Annotated in this window: 6 protein-coding genes; 5 read left to right on the top strand and 1 reads right to left on the bottom strand. The window is 67.5% G+C overall.

Annotation, left to right across the window (positions count from 1 at the left end; genetic code table 11):
• Both secG and ACE3O8_RS04885 read left to right on the top strand, forming a co-directional pair.
• A partial coding sequence (secG, locus tag ACE3O8_RS04890; RefSeq protein ID WP_374387368.1) for a preprotein translocase subunit SecG occupies positions 1-404 on the top strand: 404 nt, incomplete at its 5' end.
• Between the two features lie 74 nt (positions 405-478).
• Entirely contained in the window at positions 479-2,113 is a 1,635-nt protein-coding gene (locus ACE3O8_RS04885; RefSeq protein ID WP_374387366.1) for a CTP synthase, read from the top strand.
• Here ACE3O8_RS04885 and ACE3O8_RS04880 read toward each other — a convergent pair.
• Positions 2,076-2,690: a hypothetical protein gene (locus ACE3O8_RS04880; RefSeq protein WP_374387364.1), complete on the bottom strand. Its 615-nt coding sequence runs from the start codon at positions 2,688-2,690 to the stop codon at positions 2,076-2,078. The genes ACE3O8_RS04885 and ACE3O8_RS04880 overlap by 38 nt on opposite strands.
• 423 nt (positions 2,691-3,113) lie before the next feature.
• Here ACE3O8_RS04880 and proS point away from each other — a divergent pair, with 423 nt between their 5' ends.
• From proS to ACE3O8_RS04865, 3 genes are read left to right on the top strand one after another with little or no spacing between them, the layout of a single operon-like run.
• Positions 3,114-4,403 (top strand): proline--tRNA ligase, encoded by a 1,290-nt coding sequence (proS, locus tag ACE3O8_RS04875; RefSeq protein ID WP_374387362.1) that lies wholly within the window; start codon positions 3,114-3,116, stop codon positions 4,401-4,403.
• A gap of 17 nt (positions 4,404-4,420) precedes the next feature.
• Entirely contained in the window at positions 4,421-5,647 is a 1,227-nt protein-coding gene (locus tag ACE3O8_RS04870; protein ID WP_374387378.1) for a lipoprotein-releasing ABC transporter permease subunit, read from the top strand.
• Entirely contained in the window at positions 5,640-6,320 is a 681-nt protein-coding gene (locus ACE3O8_RS04865) for an ABC transporter ATP-binding protein (RefSeq protein ID WP_374387360.1), read from the top strand. The genes ACE3O8_RS04870 and ACE3O8_RS04865 overlap by 8 nt, the downstream gene beginning before the upstream one ends.
• Positions 6,321-6,367: the final 47 nt, after the last annotated feature.

Here is a 6,367-nt window from a genome sequence, read left to right as displayed (position 1 = left end):
TGGCGCTGGCGCTGGTGGCCGTGATCCTTGTGCAGAAGTCCGAAGGTGGCGGCCTGACGGGTGGCGGCAACGCGGGCGGGCTGGTTTCCGCGCGCGGCGCGGCCGACCTGCTGACACGCACGACGGCGATCCTGGCGACGCTGTTCATCGTGTCGTCGCTGGGGCTGGCCTGGCTGGCCGGGCATTCGAACCGGCCGACCACGATCGACACGACTCTGGCGCGGGAATCGGCGCCTGTGGGGCCGCTCGGCGCGCCGGCGCCCGCCCAGCAGGGCGCGCCCATCGCGCCGGCCCTGCCCGCGCCTGGCGCACTGCCGGCCGCGCCTGCATCGGGTTCTGCCGCGCCGGCTGCCCCTGCGTCCGGCGCCGCCGCGCCGGCCGATGCACCGCCCGTCCAGAACTGACGCTTAACTTATTCTGTTGAAAACCGTCGCTCCGGCGTGACAGCCGGGGTGGCAGAGGTTAGGTATTTTCTCCCATGGCGCGGTTTATCTTCATCACCGGCGGCGTGGTCTCCTCCCTTGGCAAGGGCCTGATGGCCGCCTCTCTGGGCGCGCTGTTGCAGGCGCGCGGCTATCGGGTGCGGATCCGCAAGTTCGATCCCTATCTGAACGTCGATCCGGGCACGATGAGCCCTTACCAGCACGGCGAGGTCTATGTGACCGACGACGGCGCGGAAACCGACCTGGACCTCGGCCATTACGAGCGGTTCACCGGCGTGTCCTCGCGCCGGTCCGACAATGTCACCTCTGGCCGGATCTATAGCCAGATCATCACGCGCGAGCGGCGCGGCGATTATCTGGGGGCGACGGTGCAGGTGATTCCGCATGTGACGGACGCCATCAAGGCGTTCGCGACCGCCGACACCGACGATGTGGATTTCGTGCTGTGCGAGATCGGCGGCACCGTGGGCGACATCGAATCGCTGCCCTTCATCGAGGCGATCCGGCAGCTGAAGAACGACCTGGGCCGGGGCAACAGCATTTCCGTCCATGTGACGCTGGTGCCTTATATCGCCGCCGCCGGGGAGCTGAAGACGAAGCCGACCCAGCACAGCGTGCGCGAACTGGCGGCGCTTGGCGTGCAGCCCGATGTGCTGGTGTGCCGCTGCGAAAAGCCGCTGCCGGACGGCGAGCGGGCGAAGATCGCGCTGTTCTGCAACGTGCCGAAGGAAGCGGTGATTCCGGCGCTGGATGCGAAATCCATCTATGCCGTGCCGCTGCAATATCATGCCGAGGGGCTGGATGCGCAGGTGATCCACGCCTTCGGCCTGCCGCCGGGGCGCGAGCCTGACCTTTCGCGCTGGACCGACATCGTGGACCGGCTGCAGAACCCGGAAGGCCATGTGACGATCGGGGTGGTGGGCAAATATGTGGGCCTGCCGGACGCCTACAAGTCGCTGAACGAAGCGCTGGTGCATGGCGGGATCGCCAACCGGGCGCGGGTGACCATCCAGTGGATCGACGCCGAGCTGTTCGAGCAGGACGACGCCGAGATCACCTCCAAGCTGGAGCCGCTGCACGCCATCCTGGTGCCGGGCGCCTTCGGGGAACGGGGCGCGGAAGGCAAGATCGCGGCGATCCGCTTCGCGCGGGAGCGCAGCGTGCCCTATCTGGGCATCTGCTTCGGCATGCAGATGGCCTGCGTGGAAGCGGCGCGGAACCTGGCGGGGATCGCGGACGCCTCCTCCACCGAGTTCGGGCCGACGGACGAGCCCATCGTGGGCATGATCACCGAATGGATGTCGGAAGAAGGCATCCAGCAGCGGCAGGCGGGCGGCGACCTGGGCGGCACGATGCGGCTGGGCGCCTATCCGGCCGAGCTGTCAGGCAACAGCCATGCCGCCGCCATTTATGGCGCGACCGAGATTTCCGAGCGCCACCGCCACCGCTTCGAGGTGAACACCGCCTATCGCGAGCGGCTGGAGGCGACGGGCCTGTCGTTCACCGGCATGTCGCCCGATGGCCGGCTGCCGGAAATCGTGGAGCGGCCGGACCACCCCTGGTTCGTGGGCGTGCAGTTCCACCCGGAGCTGAAATCCAAGCCGTTCGAACCGCACCCGCTGTTCGCGAGCTTCATTGAGGCGGCGTTGAAGCAGTCCCGTCTGGTTTAGCCTCTGCCGGGGCCGGGGCGGCAGGCTCTGCTGCGGCCGTGACCGGCGCGGGCTGGGGCGCGGCGCCTGACGGATCGGGGATCGGATCGAAGGGCGAGACGACGATCTGCGAGGCGGGCGGCTTCTTTGCCGGGCAGATCTCTTCCACGCCGTTCGGCTTGGAATTGATCAGCAGCGCCACCTGTTCCAGCACGCCATTGTGCTTTTCATCCGCCTCCAGCAGCGCCTTCGCCCGCTCGCAGAATTTCGCGTCCTCGGCATATTCGGAATAGCGGTTGGCGAGCGCGGTCGTGAACTTGTCGTAGCGCGCCTTGTCCCCCTCGCGCACGAAATGGGCGAGCAGCTTCTGTTCGCCCGCGACGAGCTTGTCCTTCGCGCGGCCGACCCAGCGGTTGTAGGCGCCGGGCATGGAGGGATCGGCCCGGCCGCATTTCAGCGCGCTGACCATCAGCACCGTCTGCAGGTCGCGCATGCGGGCGGCTTCATATTCCTCTGCCTCCCAGCAGGCGGCGGCCACGGGGGTGGAAACAGCGCCGGCGAGAGCCAGCGACGCCAACAGGTTCGCGAATGCGCGCATGGAATGAGTGCCCCTTCCCGGACCGATGCCGTGCCCCTGTGAACGGCTGACGATCCACGGCGATTAATGCCGCAGCGGTCCGGGGCTGTGAAGGGCGGCGGGACTGTCTGTGTGGAGAGGGCAGGAAAAGGGCCGCCAGGCTTGCGCCGGGCGGCCCATATTCACTCTAACCCCTGATGGCCCTGATTATGGGCACCGCCATCCTCTTCAGCGGGATGCGTGGTGACCGGACCTGTTCCCGAACCCTGGCCGGCGCTGCCGTCCTTGGTGGGCGGAACCTAGAGGCAGTTGTGGGGGCTGTCATCAAACTGGAACATGGCATGCCGATTTCGCGGAAGCGCTGTTGCGGGCGCGCCACAGCATGGGCTAGGCAGCGCGCGCCTGTTCCGGGGCGTTCGGCCCCCAGCGATCTGACGAGGTTCCATGCTGCTGTCCCGCTATCTTCTGCCCGTGATGAAGGAAACGCCTGCCGATGCGCAGATCGTTTCGCACCAGCTGATGCTGCGCGCGGGGCTGATCCGGCAGACGGCGGCGGGCATCTATGCCTGGCTGCCGCTGGGGCTGCGCGTGCTGGACCGGATCGCGGACATCGTCCGCCGGGAGCAGGACCGGGCCGGCGCCGTCGAGCTGCTGATGCCCACGATCCAGTCTGCCGACCTGTGGCGCCAATCGGGGCGTTATGACGCCTATGGCCCTGAAATGCTGCGCTTTCAGGACCGGGGCGGGCGCGAAATGCTGTTCGGCCCCACCAACGAGGAAATGATCACCGCGATCTTCCGCGATTGCGTGAAGAGCTACCGCGACCTGCCGCGCACGCTGTATCATATCCAGTGGAAGTTCCGGGACGAGGTGCGGCCCCGCTTTGGCGTGATGCGCGGGCGGGAGTTCCTGATGAAGGACGCCTACAGCTTCGACATGGACGAAGAGGGCGGCCGCGCCAGCTATGATGCGCAGTTCACCGCCTATCTGCGGACCTTCGCGGCACTGGGGCTGCGGGCGGTGCCGGTGCGCGCCCCGACGGGCCCCATCGGCGGCGATCTGTCCCACGAATTTCATATCCTGGCGGACACCGGCGAAAGCGAGGTCTTCTACGACTCGGCGCTGGATGCGGTGGACCTGACGGACCCCGATGCCCCCGCGACGCTGCGCGGCCTCTATGCGATGGAGGCCGAAGAGCATGAGAAGGTGGAATCCTGCCCGGTGCCGCCCGAACGGCTGGCGAAGCGGCGCGGGATCGAGGTGGGCCATATCTTCTTCTTCGGCACCAAATATTCCGCCGCCATGGGCATGCAGGTGCAGGCGAAGGACGGCAGCCTCGTGAACCCGCTGATGGGCAGCTATGGCGTGGGCGTTTCCCGCCTGATGGGCGCGATCATCGAGGCAAGCCATGATGCGGCCGGCATCATCTGGCCCGATTCCGTCGCGCCCTTCGATGTGGGCCTCATCAACCTGCGCGCCGACGATGCCGCCTGCGCCGAAGCGGCGCATGCGCTGCAGGCGAAGCTGGAGGCTGCCGGCCTGTCCGTGCTGCATGACGATCGCGACGCGCGCGGCGGCGAGAAGTTCGCCACCATGGATCTGATCGGCCTGCCCTGGCAGGTGACGGTTGGCCCCAAGGGCGTGGCCGCCGGCACCGTGGAGCTGAAGCGCCGCGCGACGGGCGAGAAGCAGGAGGTTTCCTTCGAAAGCGTGCTGGCGAAGCTCGCCCGGTGATCACCTCTTACGAGCGCATGATCGCCCGGCGCTATCTGCTGCCGGGGCAGGGCGAGCGCTTCATCGTGCTGGTGGCGGGCATCAGCCTTGTGGCCGTGGCGCTGGGCGTTGCCGCGCTGATCGCGGTGATGAGCGTGATGAACGGCTTTCGCGCCGAATTGTTCGACCGCTTCCAGGGGCTGAACGGCCATGCGGTCGCGCAGGGCTATGGCGGCCGCCTGCCCGACTGGCGGCGGGTGATCGAGGAGGCGAAGAAGACGCCGGGGATCGTGACCGCCATCCCGCTGATCGAACAGCCGCTGATGGGATCCGCCCACAGCCGGGTGGAAGGCGTGCTGGTGCGCGGCATGACCATCGAGGACATCCGCAAGACCGACGTGATCGCGAAAACGGTGAAGCAGGGCGACATCGCCCGGCTGAAGGAAGGCGAGCGCGTTGTCGCCATCGGATCGGGGCTGGCGCAGAACCTGGGGCTGAAGGTGGGGGATTCGATCGCCCTGATCTCGCCCGAGGGAACGACGACGCCGTTCGGAACCGTGCCGCGCATCATTTCCTATGAGGTGGGGGCGATCTTCGAGATCGGCATCTATGATTTCGACAAGGCCTTCGTGGTGCTGCCGCTGGGCGAAGCGCAGACCCTGTTCGACATGGGCGACGAGGTGGGCATGGTGATGATGACCACGCTGAACCCCGACAAGGTGGAGGAATATGTGCGCCCGCTGGCCGAGAAGATCGGGCTTTCGGCGCTGGTTTCCGACTGGCGGCAGCTGAATTCCGCCCTGTTCGAGGCGCTGGTGGTGGAACAGGTGGTGATGTTCTGGGTGCTTTCGATCATCATCCTGGTCGCGGTGTTCAACATCCTTTCGTCGCTGATCATGCTGGTGCGCGCCAAGACGCGGGACATTGCCATCCTGCGCACCATGGGCGCGAGCCGGGCGGCGCTGATGCGGGTGTTCATGACGGTGGGAACGGCGATCGGCGGGCTGGGCGTGCTGCTGGGGCTGGGTCTGGGCTTTCTGGTGCTGGAATTCCGGCAGGGGATCATCATGGGCGTTTCGCGGCTGACGGGATCGAACCTGTGGGATCCTTCGGTGCGCTATCTGACGGAGCTGCCGGCCAGGACGGACCCGGCGGAAGTGATCGGCATCACGCTGCTGGCGCTGGGCCTGAGCTTTCTTGCGACGCTGTATCCGGCCTGGAAGGCGGCCAGCACGGACCCGGTGACGGTGCTGCGCTATGAGTGAGGCGGCACTTCGGCTGGCGGGGCTGACCCGCAGCTTCCGGCAGGGAGGCACCACGATCGAGGTGCTGCGCGGCGTGGACCTGACGCTGAGCCGGGGCGAGATCGTGGCGCTGCTGGGGCCTTCGGGTTCCGGCAAATCCACCCTGCTGCAGGCGGCCGGGCTGCTGGAAGGCGGGTTCGGCGGACGGATCGCCATCGACGGCGTGGAGGCGGCCGACCTGACGGACCAGGCGCGAACCGCGCTGCGCCGGGAGAAGCTGGGCTTCGTCTATCAGTTCCACCATCTGCTGCCGGATTTCTCGGCGGCGGAAAATGTGGTGATGCCGCAGCTGGTGAAGGGCACGGACAAGGCCGCAGCCGAACAGCGTGCGAGCGAATTGCTGACCGGGCTGGGGCTGGGCGCGCGGCTGCATCACCGGCCGGCGCAGCTGTCCGGCGGGGAGCAGCAGCGGGTGGCGGTGGCGCGGGCGCTGGCGAACCGCCCGGTGCTGGTGCTGGCCGACGAACCCACAGGCAACCTGGACGAGGACACGGCGGCGAAGGTGCTGGACGAGTTCCTGCGGCTGGTGCGCGAACAGGGTTCTGCCGCGCTGGTGGCGACGCACAACCGGGCGCTGGCCGCGCGGATGGATAGGGTGGTGCGGCTGGACCATGGGGTGCTGGTGGAAGGCTGATTTGTCCCCAGCTATGTTGCCGGCGGCGCTTGAGGTCGGGCGCTTGC

The organism is Sandaracinobacter sp. (assembly GCF_041909755.1).
GTDB lineage: Bacteria > Pseudomonadota > Alphaproteobacteria > Sphingomonadales > Sphingomonadaceae > Sandaracinobacteroides.
Note: the sequence above shows the minus strand (reverse complement) of the source record. Positions and strands in the feature narration are given on the sequence as shown.

Coding starts and splice junctions, on each gene's coding strand:
- ACE3O8_RS04885 (WP_374387366.1), top strand. CDS start 479: ATGGCGCGGTTTATCTTCATCACCGGCGGCGTGGTCTCCTCCCTTGGC.
- ACE3O8_RS04880 (WP_374387364.1), bottom strand. CDS start 2,690: ATGCGCGCATTCGCGAACCTGTTGGCGTCGCTGGCTCTCGCCGGCGCT.
- proS (WP_374387362.1), top strand. CDS start 3,114: ATGCTGCTGTCCCGCTATCTTCTGCCCGTGATGAAGGAAACGCCTGCC.
- ACE3O8_RS04870 (WP_374387378.1), top strand. CDS start 4,421: ATGATCGCCCGGCGCTATCTGCTGCCGGGGCAGGGCGAGCGCTTCATC.
- ACE3O8_RS04865 (WP_374387360.1), top strand. CDS start 5,640: ATGAGTGAGGCGGCACTTCGGCTGGCGGGGCTGACCCGCAGCTTCCGG.